The 16,755-nt window shown below is 69.0% G+C and carries 13 protein-coding genes and 1 pseudogene; 5 read left to right on the plus strand and 9 right to left on the minus strand.

The window, feature by feature from the left end; genetic code table 11:
- From prfB to VF522_RS15745, 7 genes and pseudogenes are all read right to left on the minus strand, one after another.
- Nucleotides 1–934: pseudogene (prfB, locus tag VF522_RS15715) on the minus strand (peptide chain release factor 2); the annotation flags it as partial.
- Between the two features lie 37 nt (nucleotides 935–971).
- Nucleotides 972–2,108, minus strand: coding sequence for a hybrid sensor histidine kinase/response regulator (locus VF522_RS15720; RefSeq protein WP_330909233.1), 1,137 nt, complete (start codon nucleotides 2,106–2,108; stop codon nucleotides 972–974).
- Nucleotides 2,108–2,701: a chemotaxis protein CheB gene (locus tag VF522_RS15725; protein WP_330909234.1), complete on the minus strand. Its 594-nt coding sequence runs from the start codon at nucleotides 2,699–2,701 to the stop codon at nucleotides 2,108–2,110. Before VF522_RS15725 ends, VF522_RS15720 begins: the two co-directional genes overlap by 1 nt.
- The gene (locus VF522_RS15730) at nucleotides 2,698–3,528 is read right to left on the minus strand and encodes a protein-glutamate O-methyltransferase CheR (RefSeq protein WP_330909235.1); all 831 of its coding nucleotides are present in this window, start codon (nucleotides 3,526–3,528) and stop codon (nucleotides 2,698–2,700) included. The genes VF522_RS15725 and VF522_RS15730 overlap by 4 nt, the downstream gene beginning before the upstream one ends.
- Entirely contained in the window at nucleotides 3,529–7,005 is a 3,477-nt protein-coding gene (locus VF522_RS15735) for a response regulator (protein ID WP_330909236.1), read from the minus strand.
- A gap of 117 nt (nucleotides 7,006–7,122) precedes the next feature.
- The gene (locus VF522_RS15740) at nucleotides 7,123–8,037 is read right to left on the minus strand and encodes a hypothetical protein (RefSeq protein WP_330909237.1); all 915 of its coding nucleotides are present in this window, start codon (nucleotides 8,035–8,037) and stop codon (nucleotides 7,123–7,125) included.
- 152 nt (nucleotides 8,038–8,189) lie between these two features.
- A complete protein-coding gene (locus tag VF522_RS15745) occupies nucleotides 8,190–9,188 on the minus strand; it encodes an alpha/beta hydrolase (RefSeq protein ID WP_330909239.1) in 999 nt (332 codons plus the stop codon).
- Nucleotides 9,189–9,213: 25 nt separating this feature from the next.
- Between VF522_RS15745 and VF522_RS15750 the strand changes: the two genes are divergently transcribed.
- Together VF522_RS15750 and VF522_RS15755 are read left to right on the plus strand one after the other, a co-directional pair.
- Nucleotides 9,214–10,989, plus strand: a complete 1,776-nt coding sequence (locus tag VF522_RS15750; protein WP_330909240.1) for an acyl-CoA synthetase — start codon at nucleotides 9,214–9,216, stop codon at nucleotides 10,987–10,989.
- Between the two features lie 70 nt (nucleotides 10,990–11,059).
- A complete protein-coding gene (locus VF522_RS15755; protein ID WP_330909241.1) occupies nucleotides 11,060–11,992 on the plus strand; it encodes a hypothetical protein in 933 nt (310 codons plus the stop codon).
- Nucleotides 11,993–12,026: 34 nt separating this feature from the next.
- On the opposite strand, the gene VF522_RS15760 is transcribed toward VF522_RS15755, so the two are convergent.
- Nucleotides 12,027–12,761, minus strand: coding sequence for a DNA-formamidopyrimidine glycosylase family protein (locus VF522_RS15760; protein WP_330909242.1), 735 nt, complete (start codon nucleotides 12,759–12,761; stop codon nucleotides 12,027–12,029).
- A 49-nt stretch (nucleotides 12,762–12,810) separates the two neighbouring features.
- On the opposite strand from VF522_RS15760, the gene VF522_RS15765 reads away from it, so the two are divergent.
- Genes VF522_RS15765 through plsY form a run of 3 tightly spaced genes read left to right on the plus strand, consistent with a single transcriptional unit; the run spans nucleotide 12,811 to nucleotide 15,041 of the window.
- Nucleotides 12,811–13,872 carry an aldo/keto reductase gene (locus VF522_RS15765; RefSeq protein ID WP_330909243.1) on the plus strand — a complete coding sequence of 354 codons (1,062 nt, stop codon included), beginning with the start codon at nucleotides 12,811–12,813 and terminating at the stop codon, nucleotides 13,870–13,872.
- A gap of 9 nt (nucleotides 13,873–13,881) precedes the next feature.
- Nucleotides 13,882–14,373, plus strand: coding sequence for an aminoacyl-tRNA deacylase (locus tag VF522_RS15770; RefSeq protein WP_330909244.1), 492 nt, complete (start codon nucleotides 13,882–13,884; stop codon nucleotides 14,371–14,373).
- Between the two features lie 32 nt (nucleotides 14,374–14,405).
- Complete coding sequence (gene plsY, locus VF522_RS15775; protein ID WP_330909245.1) at nucleotides 14,406–15,041, plus strand: glycerol-3-phosphate 1-O-acyltransferase PlsY; 636 nt, start codon at nucleotides 14,406–14,408, stop codon at nucleotides 15,039–15,041.
- Nucleotides 15,042–15,138: 97 nt separating this feature from the next.
- On the opposite strand, the gene VF522_RS15780 is transcribed toward plsY, so the two are convergent.
- Entirely contained in the window at nucleotides 15,139–16,743 is a 1,605-nt protein-coding gene (locus VF522_RS15780) for an MFS transporter (RefSeq protein WP_330909246.1), read from the minus strand.
- Nucleotides 16,744–16,755: the final 12 nt, after the last annotated feature.

Genomic DNA, 16,755 nt, shown 5'->3' on the forward strand with positions numbered 1-16,755 from the left:
CTTCTGCTGCGCCTCCAGGCGCTTGCGCATCTCGAAGTCGTACAGGCGCGAGCGCAGGCGGCGCCAGGCGACGTCGCGGTTGGAGTGCTGCGAGCGGCTGTCCTGGCACTGCACCACGATGCCGGTGGGCATGTGCGTCAGCCGCACCGCCGAATCGGTCTTGTTGATGTGCTGGCCGCCGGCGCCCGAGGCGCGGTAGGTGTCCGTGCGCACGTCCGCCGGGTTGATGTCGATCTCGATCGAGTCGTCGACCTCGGGATAGACGAACACGCTGGCGAAGCTGGTGTGCCGGCCTCCGGAGGAGTCGAACGGCGACTTGCGCACCAGCCGGTGCACGCCGGTCTCGGTGCGCAGCAGGCCGAAGGCGTAGTCGCCCTCGATCTTGATCGTGGCGCTCTTGATGCCGGCGGTGTCGCCGGGCGTCTCGTCTTCGACCGTGGTCTTGAAGCCCTTGCGCTCGGCGTACTTGAGGTACTGCCGCAGCAGCATGCTGGCCCAGTCGCAGGCCTCGGTGCCGCCGGCGCCGGCCTGCAGGTCGAGGAAGCAGTTGCTCGGGTCGGCCGGCTGGTTGAACATGCGGCGGAACTCGAGGTCCTTGACGATGTCCTCGAGCTTGGCGGTTTCCGCCTCGATCGTCGCCAGGCCCGCTTCGTCGCCTTCCTCCTTGCTCATGTCATAGAGCTCGAGGTTGTCCGACAGCTCGCGTTCCAGGTCCTGGATGGTCACGACGACGCCGTCCAGAGCCTTCTTCTCCTTGCCCAGTTCCTGGGCCTTCCTGGGATCGTTCCAGACCCCGGGATCTTCCAGCGAGGCGTTGACGGTCCTCAGGCGCTCCGACTTGGCATCGAAGTCAAAGATACCTCCGTAGATCGGCCGTCCGGGCCTGCAGGTCCTGCAGGGTGGTACCGATGAGGTTGATGCGTTCTGCGTCCATTTTGTTCAAGCCCTTCCAAGGAATCGCATATTTTCCCTCATGCGGCCGAACCGGGCAGCGGCAGGGACAGGATGAACTCGGCGCCCTGGCCGGGCGCGCTGCGGACTTCGAGCCGCCCCTGGTGCGCCTGGGCGATCTGGCGGGCGATGTACAGGCCCAGGCCGAGGCCGGCCACCTGGGCCGCGCCTTCGGTGCGCTCGAACTGCTCGAAGATGCGCTCCTGGTCGGCCGGCGCGATGCCCATGCCCTGGTCGCGCACCGTCACGAAAGCTTCGTGCTCGTCCTCCCGCGTGCCGACGGCCACCGCCACCGGCTGGCCCTCGCCGTAGCGCAGCGCGTTGGTCAGCAGGTTGGTGATCACCTGCTCGATGCGGAACTCGTCGCCTTCCACGGCCAGCGTGGCCGGGGCGGCCAGGGTGAACTGCACGCCCGCGCCCCTGGCCTGTTCCTGGATCGCCTCCACCACCACCTGCGCCGAAGCGACCAGGTCGAAGGGCGCCGGCACGATCGCCAGCATGCCGGTGCGGGCGCGCGAGACGTCCAGCATGTCGTCCAGCAGGCGCACCATGCTGCGGATCTGGCGCTCGTCGCGTTCCACCATCTTCAGCATGGCCTGCGGGTCCTGCGCCTTGCTGCCGGAGAACATCTTGCGGCGCAGCTGCGCCTGCAGGTACACCGAGTTCAGCGGATTGCGCAGCTCGTGGGCGATCATGGACATGAAGTCGTCTCGCATGCTCACCGCGCGCTGCAGCTGCGCCTTGGCCTCCTGCAGCTCCTGGCGCTGGCGGAACAGTTCCACGAACACGCTGACCTTGCTGCGCACCGCGTGCGGATCCAGCGGCTTGTAGAGGAAATCGACCGCGCCCGACTCGTAGCCGCGGAAGGCATAGTTCAGTTCGCGGCCGCCGGCGCTGACGAACACGATCGGGATGGCGCGCGTGCGCTCCGTGCCGCGCATCAGCTCGGCGAGTTCGAAGCCGCTCATGTTGGGCATCTGCACGTCCAGGATCGCCAGCGCGAACGCGTGCTCGAGCATCAGCGACAGCGCCTGTTCGCCGGAGCGGGCAGTGAAGATGCGGCGGCCCGGCTGGCGGATCAGCGCTTCCAGCGCGACGAGGTTCTCCTGCAGGTCGTCGACCAGCAGGACGTTGACGTCGTTGGATTCGGGGGTCATCAGCGGATCGCGGTTTGGAGCAGGCTGGCCAGGCCTTGGAGGGGCAGGACGAAGTCCGGGTCGGCCAGCCGGATGGCGGCTTCCGGCATCGCGGGGTGGAGGGCTTCGAGCGGATCCTGCACCGCCGTCAGCCCGCCGGCGGCCTTCACGGCGGCGAGGCCGCGCGCGCCGTCGTCGTTGGCGCCGGTGAGCACCATGGCCAGCAGCTGCGCGCCATAGGTGTCGGCGCAGGATTCGAAGAAGACGTCGATGGAGGGGCGCGAGAAGTGCACCGGCGGATCGCAGCTGAGGGAAAAGCTGCGGTCCCTTTCCACCAGCAGGTGGTAGCCGGGCGGCGCGAAGAACAGGGTGCCGCCCGCCACCGGCGCGTGCGGCTGCGCTTCCTCCACCGGCAGGCGGGTGCGGTGCCCGAACACCTGCACCAGCCGGCTTTCGTGCTGTTCCGGCAGGTGCAGCACCACGACGATGGGGGCGCGCACCGGATCGCGTAGCGGCTCCAGCAGCTCGAACAGGGCGTCGATGCCGCCCGCGGACGCGCCGATCGCGACGACCTGCGCGGCGAAAGCGAAATCGGAGGGAAGTTGGCGTTTCATCCGGCCTCCGGTTTCTTGCGGTAGAGGCGGTCCGGCTTGCTCACGGGCTCGAAGCGCCCGGCATGGGACGAGAACTCCAGCGTTTCCTTCGATCCCAGCCCGAGGAAGCCGCGGTGCGCCAGCGACTCGTGGAAGAGCCCGAGCGCGCGGTCCTGCAGCGGGCGGTTGAAGTAGATCAGCACGTTGCGGCAGGACACCAGGTGGGTTTCGGAGAACACCGCGTCGGTGGCCAGGCTGTGGTCGGCGAAGGTGATGCTGTCGCGCAGCGAGCGGTCGAACAGCGCGCCGCCGTAGGCCGCCGTGTAGTAGTCGCTGAAGCTGCGCAGGCCGCCGGCGCGCTGGTAGTTGCGCGTGAAGCCCTGCATCGCGTCCAGCGCGAACGCGCCGCGCCTGGCCTTCTCGAGCGAGGCGTGGTTGATGTCCGTGGCGTAGAGGATGCTGCGCTCCAGCAATCCTTCTTCCTTCAGCAGGATCGCGAGCGAGTAGGGCTCTTCGCCGGTGCTGCAGCCGGCCACCCACACCTTGAGCGAGGGGTAGGTGCGCAGCACCGGCACCACGTGCCGCCGCAGCGCCACGAAGTAGGGCGGGTCGCGGAACATCTCGCTGACCGGCACCGTGAGGTACTGCAGCAGCTGCGCGAAGCCCTCGGCATCGTGCAGCACCCGCTCCTGCAGCGCGGTGATCGAAGCCGCGCCCATGCGGTGCTGCGCCTGCAGCACGCGGCGCTTGAGCGAGGCCTGCGCGTAGTCGCGGAAGTCCTGCCCGTAGCGCAGGTAGATCGCCTCCACGAGCAGGCGGATCTCGATGTCCGCGAGTTGATGCGACATTCAGATGCGCTCCAGCTTGGGCATCCAGACCCGCATCAGCGAGAACAGCCGCTCCAGCTCGATCGGCTTGGACAGGTAGTCGTTGGCGCCCGCGGCCAGGCACTTCTCCTGGTCCTCCTTCATCGCCTTGGCGGTCACCGCGATGATCGGCAGCTTCTCCCAGCGCGGGTTCTTGCGGATCTCGCGGGTGGCGGTGAAGCCGTCCATCTCCGGCATCATGATGTCCATCAGGACCAGATCGACCTCGTCGGGCGCTTGTTCCAGCTTCTGCAGCGCCTCGACGCCGTTGCGTGCCACGTCGACCTGCGCGCCCTTGTGCTCCAGGGCGCTGGTGAGGGCGAAGATGTTGCGCATGTCGTCGTCCACCACCAGGATGCGCCGGCCCTCGAAGGCCTTGTCGCGGCTGCGCGCGGCGCGCAGCATCTTCTGCCGCTCGCTCGACAGCTGGTTCTCCACCTTGTGCAGGAACAGCGTCACCTCGTCGAGCAGCCGCTCGGGCGAGCGGGCCCCCTTGATGATGATGGAGTGCGAGTAGCGCATCAGCTCCGCCTCCTCGTCGCGCGTGAGGTTGCGCCCGGTATAGACGATCACCGGCGGGAAGGAGCGGCTCTCGCCCGCGGCCATGCGCTGCAGCAGTTCCTGGCCGCCCATGTCCGGCAGCTTCAGGTCGATGATCATGACGTCGAACACGGATTCCGCCAGGGCTTGCAGCGCGGCGCCGCCTTCGGCCACCGCGACGATCTCGACGTCGCCGTCGCCGATCAGCGCCTTCACGCTTTCCTGCTGGCGCTGGTCGTCCTCCACCAGCAGCACCCGCTTCACTTTCTGGCTCAGCTTGGCTTCCAGGCGCGAGAACACCTGCTGCAGTTCCTCGCGCGTGGTGGGTTTGAGCGCGTAGCCGATCGCTCCCAGCTGCAGCGCGTGTTCGGAGCGGTCCTCGGCCGAGAGCGCGTGCACCGGCACGTGCCGCGTGCGCGGATCGCCCTTCAGCTTCTGCAGCACGGCCAGGCCCGAGTCGTCGGGCAGCAGGATGTCCAGCAGCACCGCATCGGGCAGGTGCTGGAAGGCGAGGCGGCAGCCTTCGTCGGCATCGTGCGCGACGATGCAACGGTAGCCCAGTTCGTGCGCGAGGTCGAACAGGATCTGCGCGAAGCGCGTGTCGTCCTCCACCACCAGCACCGTGCGGCGGCCGTCCGCGGGCTCGTCGCGGTCGTCGGGGAACGCGGGCAGGACGGGGGCGGCGGCCGGTGCGGGCGTCGCCGCCGGGGCGGGCCGGGGATGGGGCGCCGGCGTGGCCAGCGGCGGTGCCATCGCCATCGGCTCCTGCGCCAGCGCTTCGCGGTATTCCAGCGGCAGGACCACGGTGAAGGTGCTGCCCCGGCCGGGCGTGCTCTGCACCGAGATGTCGCCGCCCAGCAGGCGCGCGAGGTCGCGCGAGATCGACAGGCCCAGGCCGGTGCCGCCGTACTTGCGGCTGCTGGTGCCGTCGGCCTGGCGGAAGGCCTCGAAGATCAGGTGCTGCTGCGAGGTGTCGATGCCGATGCCGCTGTCGCGCACTTCGAAGCGGACGCGGTCGGTGCCTTCGCGCGCCACGCGCAGCACGACGCTGCCTTGCTCGGTGAACTTCACCGCGTTGGACACCAGGTTGCGCAGCACCTGCTCCAGCCGGTGGCGGTCGGTGAAGATGGAGGCAGGCAGGTCCTCGGCGAGTTCCACCCGCAGCTGCAGGTTCTTCTTCGCCGCGACCGGCTCGAACATGTTGCGCAAGGCTTCCACCAGCGACTGCATGGGCGTCACTTCCGGCCGCACTTCCAGCTTGCCGGCCTCGACCTTGGCGATGTCGAGGATGTCGTTGATCAGGTTCAGCAGGTCGTTTCCGGCCGTATGGATCGACTCGGCGAACTTCACCTGTTCGTCCGTGAGGTTGTCCTGCGCGTTGTCCGCCAGCAGGCGCGCCAGGATCAGCGAGCTGTTCAGCGGCGTGCGCAGTTCATGCGACATGTTGGCGAGGAACTCGGACTTGTAGCGGCTCGCGCGCTGCAATTCGCCGGCCCGCTCCTCCAGTTGCACCTGCGCGTCGCGCAGCTGGTCGCGCTGCTGCTCCAGCCGCTCGGTCTGGTCGGCCAGCTGCGTGTTGGTCTGCTCCAGCTCCGCCTGCTGGCTTTCCAGGTGCGTCTGCGATTCCTTCAGCGCCCGCGACTGTTCCTCGAGTTCCTCGTTGGCGGTGCGCAGTTCCTCCTGCTGCACCTGCAGTTCCTCGTTGAGCTGCTGGCTGCGGTCCAGCGCTTCCTGCAGCCGCTCGCGGTAGCGCGCCGATTCGATCGAGGACCCCAGGAGGCTGCCGACGCCGGCGAGCAACTCGCCGTCGCGCGGCTGGATGGCGCGCAGCCATCCCACCTCCAGCACGCCGACGAGCCGCCCTTCGTATTCCACCGGCGAAACCATCACCGAACGCACGTTCGCGTCGCCCAGCGCGCTGTTCACGTGCAGGTAGCCGGGCGGCACGTCGGCGAGCGTGATCTGCCGCCGCTGCTTCGCGCATTCGGCCACCAGCGTGCGGCCGGCGGGGATGCGCTCCCCGGTCTCGCCGCCTCCGGGCGACCAGCCCCACACCGCGGCGCGCACGAAGCCGCCGCCCACCTCCGGCGTGTACAGCGCACCGACCACGATGTCGAGGTATTCGGACAAGGCCTCCAGCGCACCGTGGCCCACGCCCGCGAGCTCCTGCTCGTTGGCCAGCCGCTGGCCCAGGCGCGACTGGCCTTCGCGCAACCAGGCGAAGGCCTGCACGGCCTCGGACTGGCGAACCTGCTCCTGCAGCGCGGTCTCGTAGGTCTCCGACAGCCCCATCAGGTCACGCCGACCGCGCCAGGCGAGGCCCGCGCCCACCGCCAGCATCAGCAGCACGAAGGCCGTGGCCCCGAGCGTCGTGTTGCGGTTGGCTGCCTGCGTGCGTTCGACGCGGGCCCGGCGCTCGACGCGGAAGAACTCGTCGAACTCCTCGCGCACGCCGTCCTTCAGTTCGAGCCCGATGCTGCCTTCCACGAACGATGCGGGGGCCTCCCGCTTGGCGCGGATGCGGTCCTGCGCATTGGCCTGCCACTTCGTCTGCAAGGCTTCGATGCGGTCCAGGCGCTCCACCTGCTCCCGGTTCTCCTGCACCTGCTGGCGCAGCCTCTGCATCTCGGGGCCGATAGTCTCGATGGCCTTCTGGTACGGCTGCAGGAAACGTTCGTCCGCTCCACCGGCCAGATAACCGCGCACGCCGGACTCCATGTCGAGATCCAGCTTCTGCACGTTGGATGCGCGCTGCAGCACCTGGTCGGAACGCTCCACTTCGCGCAGTGCGTCCACCAGGTACGACAGCAGCGCAAGGAACACCAGGGCGCTGGCGATGCCGAGGCCCAGCGGCAGCAGGAGGTTGCGGGTGAGGATGCGGCGGAAGGCCGTGGGTGCGTTGGGACTCGAAAAAGGCATGACGGGCTGCTACAGGGCAGCCGGCCAGTTTGCCCGAAAGGGCTCAGCCGTGGGGCTCTGCGTCCCCAAACGAAACGGGGCCCGCGGGCCCCGTTGGAACGAAAGGATGAAGGAGCGTCAGCGCGCGGTCGCCGCGCCCAGGCGGGCCTGCGCGGTGCGGCTGCCGAGGTTGGCGGCGCGCTGCAGCCAGCGCACGGCCTGCGTGGGATCCTGCGCGACGGTGACGCCTTCCATGTAGGCGATGCCGAGGAAGTAGCTCATCTCCATGCGGCCGAAGCGGATGCCCTCGGCCGTCGACTTGCCCGAGCGCTTGACGATCATCGGCACGTCGCCGTTGCCGTCGGCGAAGGACTGCATCTGGTCGATGGTGCGGGCGTAGAAGCGGTCGCGCGCGCTGGCGGCCTTGGTGATGTCGACCTGCCCGGTGACGAGCTCGTCGGCCATCACGGCGAACACCTCGAAGGGCGTCATGCCGCCGCGCATGCGCGGTGAATACCAGGCGCGGAGCATCGTGCGGTCCAGCGGCAGCAGGCCGTCGACCTTGGTCGGGAAGTAGCTGAGCACGGTCTTGCCGGCCGGATGGCCGCGCACGCCCATGATGTGCATCGCCTCGTGGTAGGCGCAGCGCCAGGCGTCGCGGTTGCGCATCTGCATGGCGGCCGAGTCGATCTTCGTTTCGGTCTGGAAATTCAGGTAGGTCACGCAGGGCTGGTTGTCTTCCAGCATGCCGTCGGGCGTGATCTCGATGCTGACGTTGGCGACCTGGGCGGCGTCGGGCCGGTCGCTCACGTCGACGAGGCGGATGCCGGCCTCGGCGGTGACGTCCGCCAGCGCCTGCAGGGTGTGCTGCTTGTGGTTGGCGAGGTTGACGCCGAAGACCCGCACCCGGATCTCCTGCTCCCAACGGACCAGCCGCGTGGGCGTGCCGCTCTGGTGCCAGAGGACTTCCCACATGGTCCCCAGGCCCTGCTCGAACTCATCCGCTTGGGCGTGCACCGGACTGATCACCGCGGCCGCCAGAAAGGCGGTCACCACCGACTTCCACATGAGTTACCCCCGTCGAATGTGTCCGACTATGGGGTAGGACGACTCCTACGACAAGCGGTGTTACGAACAAACCGTTGCACGCTCGTCACTGGCGAAAAAAATTCACGCTTTCGAGGGGGATGCGCCTTTTTCCACCACTAAGGGTTCTCACCGAGAGGAAGAAATGCCTCGATCAGTTTCGCGAGTGCCTCAGGCTGGTCGTGGTGCAGCATGTGGCCGGCGTCGTCGATGCGGCCGATCCGGAGGTCGGCAATGGCCTTCAGGCGCTCGTGGTACTCGGCCAGCGTATAGCGGCCCTGCCACCACTGGCCGAGGCTGTCGTCGCTCGCCTCGACCGCCAGCACCGGCGCGCGGATCGCGCGGTAGAGCTCCAGCACCTCGTCGACGCGGAAGAGGTTGGCATTGACGATCTTGTGCGCGGCGTCGCCGAGGATGCGCCACTGGCCGTCCGCCTCGCGCCGTGCCCAGTGCTGAGCCAGCCAGCCCGCCTTGTCCTGCGTCAGCCGCTTGTTGGTCTTCATCAGCCGGCGCGCCACGCCTTCGACGCCGTCGTAGGACTTCAAGGCCAGCTCGCCGCGATGGAAGGCTTTCAGCTCGTTCATCCATTTCGCGTAGCGTCCCGGCGCCTGCGCGGGCCGCGTGGCCGCCATGCCGAAGCCCTCGAGATTGACGAGCGAGCGGATGCGCTCCGGGCGCGAGCCCGCGTAGAGCATCGCGACGTTGCCGCCCATGCTGTGGCCCACCAGGTCCACCGGCGCATCGGCCGCGTAGTGATCGAGCAGGAAGTCGAGGTCGGCGAGGTAGTCGGGAAACCAGTAGTTGTCGGCAGGCGGCAAGGACATGGCCCCCAAACTCCCCACTTCGTGTGGTCGCTGCCCCCCGAGGGGGCGCTCGGCCTCTTGGGGCGGCCCGGCGAGGCCGGTGAGGCCGTAGCCGCGCCAGTCGGGCGCGATGACGTAGTGCTCGCGCGCGAACGCGTCCACCACGAACTGGTACGACGCGGCCACGTCCATCCAGCCGTGCACCATCACCAGCGGCACCTTCCCGGGTGCCGGCTCGCCCCAGGTCCGCACGTGATAGCGCAGGTTGCGGATGGGGACAAACTCGCTGCGGCTCGCGCGCTTCGGTTGGTACATTCGGCGGATCATAGGAGAGCGGACGATGGCGGGCAGTCAAGGCAGGGACAACTGGTCGGCGATGCATCGCGCCTTCGGCTGGCAGGTGCCGGAACGGTTCAACATCGCGCAGGCCTGCTGCGAGCGCTGGGCGAACGGACCCGATGGCGGGCAGCGCGTCGCGATCCGCGCGCATGCGGCCGCCGGCGCGTCCACCCTCAGCTTCGCCGGACTGCAGCGCGAGGCGAACGCGATGAGCAACCTGCTGGTGGGCCTGGGCGTGCGCCGCGGCGACCGCGTCGCGATCGTGATGCCGCAGCGCTTCGAGACCGCGATCGCCTACATGGCGGTGTTCCAGCTCGGGGCGGTGGCGATGCCGCTGTCGATGCTGTTCGGCCCCGAGGCCCTCGAATACCGGCTGCAGGACAGCGAGGCGGTGGTGGCGATCTGCGACGAGAGCTCGATCGCGAACGTCACGCAGGTGCGCGCGCAATGCCCTTTGCTGCACACGGTGGTCGGCGTGGGCGCCGCCGCGGCGCAGGCGGACATCGGCTGGGAGTCGCAGCGGGCGTCGCTCGGCACGGAGTTCGCGCCGGCCAGCACGCATGCGGATGACGGCGCCGTGCTGATCTACACCAGCGGGACCACGGGTCCGCCGAAGGGCGCGCTGATCCCGCACCGGGCCTTGATCGGGAATTTGCCGGGGTTCGTGTGCAGCCAGAACTGGTTCGGGTTCCCGCCCGACGCGGCGTGGATCCCGGGTCAAGCCCGGGATGACAGTGCCGCGATCTTCTGGTCGCCCGCGGACTGGGCCTGGACCGGCGGCTTGATGGATGCGCTGCTTCCCTCCCTCTACTTCGGCCGTCCCATCGTCGCCTGCAACGGCCGCTTCAGCCCCGAACTCGCCTTCACGCTGCTGCAGGAACATGGCGTCACGCACACCTTCCTGTTCCCCACCGCGCTGAAGGCGATGATGAAGGCCTTCCCGCGGCCTCGCGCGCACTTCGCACTGAAGTTGCAGGCGATCATGAGCGCGGGCGAGGCGGTCGGCGATGCCGTCTTCGCCTACTGCCGCGACGAACTGGGCGTCGTCGTCAACGAGATGTTCGGCCAGACCGAGATCAACTACGTCGTGGGCAACTGCGCCATGAACGGCCGCACGCAGGACGGCATCGGCTGGCCGGCGCGCCCGGGCAGCATGGGACGGCCTTACCCGGGCCATCGCGTGGCGGTGATCGACGACGAAGGCAACGAATGCGCGCCCGGCGTGCCGGGCGACGTCGCCGTGAACCGCTGCGACGTGCACGGCGATCCCGACCCGATCTTCTTCCTCGGCTACTGGAAGAACCCGGAGGCGACGCGACGCAAGTTCACCGGCGACTGGTGCCGCACCGGCGACCTCGCCACGCGCGACGAGGACGGCTTCCTCTGGTACCAGGGCCGCGCCGACGACGTGTTCAAGGCCGCGGGCTACCGCATCGGCCCGAGCGAGATCGAGAACTGCCTCGTGAAGCACCCGGCGGTGGTCAATGCCGCCGTCGTGCCCAAGCCCGACCCGGAGCGCGGCGCGCTGGTGAAGGCCTACGTGGTGCTGGCGCCGCACGTCGTCGAGGCGCGCGCGATCACCACCCGCGACGTCGCGAATTTCGACGCCGACCTGGTGGCGCAGTTGCAGCTGCACGTGAAGGGCAAGCTCGCGCCCTACGAATATCCCAAGGAGATCGAGTTCGTCGACGCGCTGCCCATGACCACCACCGGCAAGGTGCAGCGCCGCGTGCTGCGACTGCGCGAGGAGGAACGGGCGCGCCTGCGGCCGGCGTAGGACCGGTCCGTCGCGCTCCGTCACCGGCGTCCCGCCTGCCGGGCCACGGCCGGGCACTACGCTGCGCGGCATGGCGTTCAACTGGGCTCGTGGCGGATTGTTCGTGGGCGGCATCCTCGTGGGTGTCGTGCTGGCTGGCGCGCTCTTCACGCAAGGCCGCGAGGAACGGGGCCGCACCGCCGCCGCACCGCCGGCCGCAGCGCTGCAGCCGACGGCCGCCGGCCAGAGCCGTCGCATCGACTGCTCCTTCGCGCCCATCGTCACCCCGGCCGGCAAGGAAGACGGCCTGCTGCCGCTCGACAAGGACCTGCAGGGCAATTCGCCCGGCGCCGTCGCCACGCTGATCCTCTCCGGCAAGGAAGCGGCTGCCGCCGGCAAGCCGCGCGACGCGGAGACCGCGTTCCTGATGGCGTGCCGCTCCGGCGAGGACGTGAAGAACGACCCGATCCCGCTGGCCGACGCGCAATACCAGCTCGGCCGCCATTACGCGCAGGTGGCCGCGCCGCCCGACGCGCCGAAGCGCGACGAACTGCTCAAGCGCGCCGAGGCGCTCTACGCGAGCAGCCTGCAGGTGTACCTGAAGCAACGCGGCGCCGCGCACGAGAAGACGCGCTTCGCGCAGGAAGGCCTGGACGCGCTGCAGCGCCTGACCGCTCCGGCACCGTTGGTGGCGGCGCCCAATGCGGAAGAGCGACGCATGGGCGAAGCGACGCGGGTGGTGGGCAATGCGCCGCAGCCGGCGGCCGCGGCGTCCGCACCTGCGGCTGCGCCGCCGGTGGCCGCCGCGCGCCCCGTGGTCAAGCCGCCCCCGGCCGCCAAGGCGCCCGAGCCGCCCAAGCCCGCCCCGCAAGCGCAATCGCGCTCCGTCGAGCGCGAGAAGCCGGCGCCGGAACCCGCGCCCGTGACCCGCTCGGAGCCGGAGCCCTTCTCCCCGCCGCCGGTGGAATCGATGGGCGGCCCGCCGGCCTCGGCGAGCGGCAGCACCAACGTCCCCACCGAGTAGGTGTCCGCAGGCCGGGGTGCAACCCCGGCTTCCTCTACTCGTACAACACCTGGCAGTTCCCGCACCAGAAGCTGCGCCGGTTCGTCCTTCCCAAGTGCCCCTTGTCCAGGGGAATGAGGCACCGCGGACAGGTCCTCTTCGTGTGGACGAGCCAGTGCTTCTTCAGCACGAACTGCTTCTTCCACCCGTAGAAGTCGAAGCTGTACTGCCGCGCCTGTTCCACCAGCTCGCGCAGCCTGGGCGCAGGCAGCGCGCCCACCTTCGACAGCGGATGCACGCGGATGCGGAACAGCACTTCGTTCTTGATGATGTTGCCGACGCCGGCGAACAGGTCCTGGTCCAGCAAGGCGTCGCACACCAGCGTGTCCGGCCGCGCGCGCAGGCGCTTGCGCGCGAGCAGCGGGTCCCAGTGCGGCGACATCACGTCGGCCCACCAGTCGTACACCAGGTCCAGCGGCTCCTCGATGAAGCGCACCGAGCAGGCGTAGAAGTTCAGCTCGCCGTTGTCGAATCCGAGCGAGAGCCGCGGCACCGCCCAGCTTTTCTGCTCGTTGATGCGGTAGCTGCCGAACAGCATGAAGTGCACGCGCAGGCTGAAGTCCGGCATCTCCACCAGGAAGTGCTTGCCCCAGCTGCGGAAGGCCTCCACCTCCTGCAGCAGCAGGCGCTCCTTCTCGATCGTGGTGTTGCCGGAGACCCGCTCGATGGTGCGGCCGGCGAAGGCGGTGACCTGTTCCTGGAGGATGACGATCGAGGGACCTTCCGGCATGGACGTAATATGCTCGACCGGTTCATTCCCACGTCTCCTCTGTAACGCCATGCAAACCATCCAGCTCGGCCAGAGCGACCTGCGCGTCACGCCCGTCTGCCTGGGCACCATGACCTTCGGCGAGCAGGTGAACGAAGCCGATTCGCACGCGATCCTCGATCGCGCCGTCGAACGCGGCATCAACTTCCTCGACACCGCGGAGATGTACTCCGTGCCCGCCCGCAAGGACACCTTCGGCGCGACCGAAACCATCATCGGCCGGTGGCTGGCCGCGCGTCCCGGCATGCGCGAGAAGATCGTGCTGGCCACCAAGGTGGCCGGCCCCTCGCGCGGCATGCCGTGGGTGCGCGAGGGCACCGGCATGACGCAGCAGGACATCGTCGCTTCCTGCGAGGCTTCGCTGCGGCGCCTGCAGGCCGAGGCGATCGACCTGTACCAGATCCACTGGCCGGAGCGCAACGCCCCCGCCTTCGGGCAGATCTACTACGACCCGGCCCAGGAACGCAGCAAGACCTCGATCTACGAGCAGCTGGAGGCGCTGCACCGGCTGGTGCGGCAGGGCAAGGTGCGCTTCATCGGCCTGTCGAACGAGACGCCGTACGGGGTGCACGAGTTCGTGCGGCTCGCGGAGCAGTACGACCTGCCGCGCGTGGCCACCGTGCAGAACCCGTACTGCCTGGTGAGCCGCGGCGTCGACAACGGCCTGGACGAGACCATGCACCGCCTGGGCGTGTCGCTGCTCGCGTATTCGCCGCTGGGGTTCGGCCTGCTCACGGGCAAGTACGACGAGAGCGGCATCGACGGCCCGCAGGCCCCGCGCACCGCGCGCATCGCGAAGTACGAGAGCGTGCGCGCGCAGCGCTGGGGCCGCCCCGACGCGCTGGCGGCCGCGCGGCGCTACAACGCGCTGGCCCGCGCGCACGGTCTTGCGCCCACGCGCATGGCGCTCGCCTGGTGCTACGCGAACTGGCGCGTGGCCAGCACCATCATCGGGGTCACGTCGGTGGCGCAGCTCGAGGAGGACCTCGATGCCTGGGGCACGAAGCTGCCGCCGGAGCTGCTGGCGGAGATCGACAGGATCCGCTGGGAGCAGCGGGATCCGGCAGCGTAACGAAAGACCATGGCCAGGAAGGACCACGTCAGCGAAACCCCCGCCACCGCCTGGCTCAAGGCGAACGGCGTCGCGTTCACCGAGCATCCGTACGAATACCTGGAACACGGTGGCGCGCAGCACAGCGCGCAGGTGCTCGGCTTCGATCCGTTCACGGTGGTCAAGACGCTGGTCATGGAAGACGACAAGGCGCGGCCGTTGGTGGTGCTGATGCACGGCAACCGCACGGTGTCCACCAAGAACCTCGCGCGGCAGATCGGCGCCAGGTCCGTGCAGCCCTGCAAGCCGGAAGTGGCCAACCGGCACAGCGGCTACCTGGTGGGCGGCACCTCGCCCTTCGGCACGCGCAAGGCGATGCCGGTGTACATCGAGGAGACGATCCTGTCGCTGCCGCGCATCGTCATCAACGGGGGCCGCCGAGGTTACCTGGTGGGGATCGATCCGCAGGTGTGCGCCAGGCTGCTCGCTGCGAAGCCCGTGCACTGCGCGCTGGCAGAATAAGAGCGGGTACTAAAAAAGAGGAGGGAACCCGCATGGACACGCTGTATTCCGTGGCCGCCATCGTCGCCGCCTACCTGGTGGGTTCGCTCGCCTTCGCGGTGATCGTGAGCAAGACCATGGGCCTGTCGGACCCGCGCACCTTCGGCAGCAAGAACCCGGGCGCCACCAACGTGCTGCGTTCCGGCAGCAAGGCGGCCGCCGTCGTGACGCTGCTGCTCGATGCGATGAAGGGTTTCGTGCCGGTGATGCTGGTCAAGCACTTCGGCAAGCCTTACGGCCTGGAGGACGGCACGATCGGGCTGGTGGCGCTCGCCGCTTTCCTGGGGCATCTCTATCCGGTGTTCTTCCGCTTCCAGGGCGGCAAGGGCGTGGCGACCTTCATCGGCGTGGTGTTCGGCATCCACTGGCTGCTGGGCGTGGCGACCGGCCTCACCTGGCTGATCATCGCCTTCTTCTTCCGCTACTCCTCGCTCGCCTCGCTGGTGTCGGCGGTGTTCGCGCCGCTGTACTACCTGCTGGGCGACCGCCTGCAGTGGTACGCGGAACGGCCGATCGCGATGGCGCTGTTCGCGATGGCGCTGCTGCTGGCGTGGCGGCACCGCGCGAACATCGAGCGGCTGTTCAAGGGGACGGAGAGCAAGCTGGGGTCGAAGAAGAAAGCCGCTTAGGAATCGTCATTCCCGCGCAGGCGGGAATCCAGGGCATTCAAGAAGCGCCGCGATGCGGCGCGCCTGGGTCCCCGCCTGCGCGGGGATGACCGATCTCCTACTCCTGCTCGATCAGGTAACGCGTCACCCGCGGCGGCTCCTCGCCGACGTGGAACGACAGCCGCTTGTCGCGCAGCTGCACGTCGGCCTCGCTGATGCGGTCGAAGCGGCGCAGGTGCTCCGTCCAGGACGCGTCCACGATCTGTTCGACGTAGCGGCCCGGCTCGAAGAGGTCGTGCAGCAGCTGCCAGTCGAGCGCGCCCTGGCGCAGGCGGCTGCGGCGGCTTTCCTGCATCAGCGCCTGGAAGTCCCCGGACCGCTTCGGGTCGATCAGGTATTCCACCCGCACCAGGATGCGCCCGGCGGTCGGCGGCTCCTGCATCTCCGGGACCTTGAGCACGCGCGAGGGGGTCAGCTCCTCCTCGGTGCCGCGGTCGATCTTGATGCGCTGGGCCAGCAGCATGGCGGTGATGCTGGTCGCCGACGAGATCGCGATCGCGGTGTGGATGCTGCTCCAGGTGGCCACCTGCCCCCACAGCGCGGCGCCGATGGCGGTGGATCCCATCAGGGCCATCTGGTAGATCGACATGCCGCGGGCGCGCACCCAGTCGGGCAGGGACATCTGCGCGGCCACCGTCAGCGAGTTCGCCACCGTGATCCAGGCAGCGCCGGCGAAGATCATTCCCGGCACGGCCAGGTAGATGTTGGGCGCATAGGCGACGACCACCGCTGCCGCGGCCTGGACCGCGGTGCCGGCGACCGTCCGCGGCTGCAGCGGCAGCCAGGCCCGGATGCGTGGCATCAGCAGCGCCGCGATGATCGCGCCCACGCCCATGGACGCCAGCAGCACCGTGAAGGTGCCGGCCTGGCCGCCGGGCATGGCGCGCGCCACCAGCGGCAGCAGCGCGAGCAGGGCGGTGGAGTGCAGGAAGAACAGCGCGATGCGCAGCAGCACCGCCTTCATGCGCCCGGACTGCCGGACGAACTGCAGGCCGACCCGCATCGCGTTGGGCAGCGGCTCGCGCCCCAGCGGGCTTTCCTGGTGCACGCGCCGCCAGCGCATGATGGTGATGCCGGCCAGGATCGACAGCGCCGCGTTCAGCACGAACACGTAGGCGCTGCCCACGCTGGCGATCAGCGCGCCGGCCACCAGGGGGCCGATGATGCGCGAGGCGTTCATGGCGATGCCGTTGAGCGCCAGCGCCTGCGCGAGCTGCGCCCGCGGCACGATCTCCGGGACGATGGCCGAGAACACCGGCCAGCGCATCGCCAGCCCGATGCCATTGGCGAAGGTGAGCGCCAGCAGCAGCGGCGCGGTGAGGCGGTCCAGCAGGATCACGCCGCACAGGATGGTCGCCACCGCCGCCACCCAGAACTGCGTGGCCATGAAGTAACGGCGGCGATCGACCGTGTCGGCCAGCGCCCCGCTGGGCAGGCCGAGGATGAACACCGGCAGCGTCGACGCGGTCTGCACCAGCGCCACCCAGAGCGGCGAGGGCCCGATCGACGTCATCAGCCAGGCCGATGCGACGTCGTTCATCCACATCGAGGTGTTGGCGGCGAGCCAGGTGAACCACAGCATGCGGAACACGGGGCCCTTCAGCGGGCCGAGCGCGCTTTCGGGCGGGCGCGGCGAAGTTCCGGGGAGCGTGGAGTCGGGCAAAAGGAGAGGGTA

Origin of the sequence: Ramlibacter sp. (assembly GCF_036383835.1) — a bacterium.
In the GTDB taxonomy this organism is placed as follows: Bacteria; Pseudomonadota; Gammaproteobacteria; order Burkholderiales; family Burkholderiaceae_C; genus Ramlibacter.